This is a genomic window from Sulfuricurvum sp., from assembly GCF_049305995.1.
Lineage (GTDB): Bacteria > Campylobacterota > Campylobacteria > Campylobacterales > Sulfurimonadaceae > Sulfuricurvum.
In genome coordinates, this window is record NZ_JBAQPS010000108.1 from 1 (window position 1) to 3,156 (window position 3,156).

Consider the following 3,156-nt stretch of genomic DNA (forward strand, 5'->3'; position numbering starts at 1 on the left):
GGGTCATCGCTGTGTTTCTCTTCCCATAATCTGCTAATAGAGTCTTTGATCGCAGAGGGTTGTAAGTAGCGATCATTCTGCGCATAGAGCTTATCCAAAACACTGTGAAGTTCGTTACCGATGTCACGCTCCTGCGACAAATCACGCGGCAGCTCATGCTCTCGGATATGCGCGATATAGCGATAATAAAAGGAGCGTTTACAGCTCAAAAACGTTTTTATCCCGCTTGCCGAGAGAGGGTGAGCGGTAAAATCGTATTCTCCCTCTATTGCTCCGACATGCCGCTCATTAAAATGGGGAGTCGGAAACAGCACCTCTTCATATCGGTATGCGGCAGGGGTGCTTTTAATCCCCAGTTGAAGTAAAAAACGAGATGGCACCGACTCGGCGTTTTGGACACATCCGATCGCCACCTTCTGGGCTCGATTACACACCATAGCGTAGTAGTGTTTTTGGAGCGATTCGCGATCATGGGCACTCGGCAATCCGGCATATTCACGGGTTTTGGTGTTTAAAAAGAGATCTTTTTCACTCTTGTGCGGAACATACCCCTCATTAAAATCGACGATCACCACCCCATCAAATGCGACCCCACGAGTCTCCAACAGCCCCATTACCGTTACCTTGCCCCCTCGAACATCGTCGATGCTCCGCTGACGCAGACGATTCATAAAGATTCGTAGTACCGATCTAAACTCCATCTGCTCCAGCGCATGGGAGAGATGGCTAATGTGTTGAATCTCATCGCGGATGATCTCGAGTGAGCCTTCATCGGCATCATCGAATATCGAAATCAACTCTTCGAGATCGCCTAAGCGAAACTTTTGCGGATAATGAGTCTTAAACCACTCTATCGTGGTGCTTTTGATATTTCGTATCCGCTCGCGGTTCAATACGTTCATCTCATCCAAAAAGAGGGTAATACTCTCGATCTCTCGATAGAGGGCGCTGTTAGAAAACGGTTCCCCCATCGCAAAGTTGAAATTCCCCTCTGTGTCGAACTCTTTTATCATCTGCGCCGCATCTTCATCGGGCAGTATGATGGCAATCTTCTCCGGTACGATCCCCTCCTCCACAAACGCCTCAACCGATGCTTTGATAAATCCGATTTGCGCCAGTCTGGTGTGAAACACTTCACACGTAATAGCACGATTCATCGCCAAAGGCTTATCCGAGATGATCCGTATTTCACTGAGCGACAGCCGATACTCCCGAGCCTCGATGAGTTCAAATCCCATCTCCTCCAAACGTGCCGTCATTTTACGATTATACGCCGTCGTGTTGTACAGAAGTATTACTTCCAAATGCTCTGCACACTCTCGTAACAGTGCGATCTCATAGCGGCTCAAATACCCCTCGACCACAATCGTTATGCTCTCAAAGTTACGCAAAAAATCGTGTTGGATGGTCGTATGGCTAGAGTTAAATATTCTATCCGCCCACCCTTCGCGTGCACATATCTCACCGTATCGTTCACGCAGTCTTGTAAGAATCGCGATATGTTCCTCATACTCGCCGTACACATCGACCGCTTGGAGAGTTTCGACACTGACCTGCTCACTGGAAAGCTCTTCGAAAAATCGAAACAGATATTCGGAGTTTTGGATAAAACTGAAAAAGTTTCGCTCGATGTTGAGTGCTCTAAAGGCTGAAAAATCGGACGCTTCGTGCATCGCCAAAAGGCGTAAATCCTCATCGGGGACGATTTTTCCCACCGCAACATACGCACGGGAGAGAAACTCCCCCATACTCATCATCTGCGGGAGAAAACTCTCAGAGGAGACTGCAACTGCCTCTCGAATACACCGTGAGGTAGGATAAACGATACACTCTTTAGTCATTGTTCAACTTTTTTAAAATATAAGGAGAGAAATAAATATTTTTTGATTTTGCCTGATAAAACTTAAGAGGAATCTTTTTTATATTGCTGATGGTTAAGAAGGGATTTTTTGTGTTGTGATGGCGGGCCACCAAGGATTTGAACCTTGGGAGGTTTAACCCTCGCCGGTTTTCAAGACCGGTGCAATCGACCACTCTGCCAGTGACCCGTAGTAAAATTGAAACTATCTTTCTCTATGCTGGAGGCGGCACCCGGATTCGAACCGGGGATCAGAGCTTTGCAGGCTCATGCCTTACCGCTTGGCTATGCCGCCACCATGATGGTGCCCGGAGCCGGACTTGAACCGGCACAGTGTTACCACCGAGGGATTTTAAGTCCCTTGCGTCTACCGATTTCGCCATCCGGGCATCTAAGTAGAAAAAAATATCTCAGTTCAAACATCAAACTCAATGTTTCAACTGAGATTCTGGAGCGGGAAACGAGGTTCGAACTCGCGACCCCAACCTTGGCAAGGTTGTGCTCTACCACTGAGCTATTCCCGCATTGTTTTTGTGGACTGGAAGTATAGCAAAAAAAGTATAGCGTGTAAAGAGGTGAGAATAAAAAATTTGCTATAATACTCACAATATACAAAGAACGTTCACGTTCTTGGGCATTCTGCCGAAGAAAGCCTAGTGCTAACGTAGCCATCAGGATGTATTCTGATGGCGTTTAATTTAAATAACAGGAATTTTTATGCGCAGTGATACTATTAAACGGGGATTTGACAAAACTCCTCACCGAAGTTTGCTTCGAGCAACGGGTCTCAAAGACGAAGATTTCAACAAACCCTTTATCGGGGTAGCAAACTCCCATATCGACATCATTCCGGGGCACTTTTTTCTCCAAGAGTACGGTCGTATCGTCAAAGAGGCGATTCGTGAGGCGGGCGGAGTGCCGTTTGAGTTTAATACCATCGGTGTGGATGATGGTATCGCGATGGGGCATGATGGGATGCTTTACTCGCTTCCTAGCCGCGAACTGATCGCCGATTGTATCGAAACGGTGATGAACGCTCACAAACTCGACGGTCTTATTTGTATCCCTAACTGTGACAAGATTGTTCCGGGGATGTTGATGGGGGCATTGCGTGTCAATGTACCGACCATCTTTGTTTCGGGTGGTCCGATGAGCGCTGGGCACAAAAAAGACGGTACCCCGATCGATTTGGCAACCGCGTTTGAAGCGGTTGGAAAACATGCCGACGGTAAAATGTCCGATGAAGAGCTCTATGAGATCGAATGTGAAGCGTGTCCGAGCGGCGGGAGCTGTTCGGG

General features: G+C 47.5%; 2 protein-coding genes and 4 tRNA genes. 1 reads left to right on the plus strand and 5 read right to left on the minus strand.

What is annotated here, in order from left to right; translation table 11 throughout:
• The 5 genes from WA010_RS03590 to WA010_RS03610 all read right to left on the minus strand — a co-directional run.
• Positions 1–1,841 (minus strand): PD-(D/E)XK nuclease family protein (locus WA010_RS03590; protein ID WP_422555803.1); only part of this gene is annotated, 1,841 nt, incomplete at its 3' end.
• A 119-nt stretch (positions 1,842–1,960) separates the two neighbouring features.
• Positions 1,961–2,048, minus strand: a tRNA-Ser gene (locus WA010_RS03595).
• A 31-nt stretch (positions 2,049–2,079) separates the two neighbouring features.
• A tRNA-Cys gene (locus WA010_RS03600) sits at positions 2,080–2,153 on the minus strand.
• Positions 2,154–2,160: 7 nt separating this feature from the next.
• A tRNA-Leu gene (locus WA010_RS03605) sits at positions 2,161–2,247 on the minus strand.
• A gap of 60 nt (positions 2,248–2,307) precedes the next feature.
• Positions 2,308–2,382 (minus strand) — tRNA-Gly (locus WA010_RS03610).
• A 193-nt stretch (positions 2,383–2,575) separates the two neighbouring features.
• Here WA010_RS03610 and WA010_RS03615 point away from each other — a divergent pair.
• On the plus strand, positions 2,576–3,156 hold a 581-nt coding region (locus WA010_RS03615; protein ID WP_422555804.1), incomplete at its 3' end, for a dihydroxy-acid dehydratase.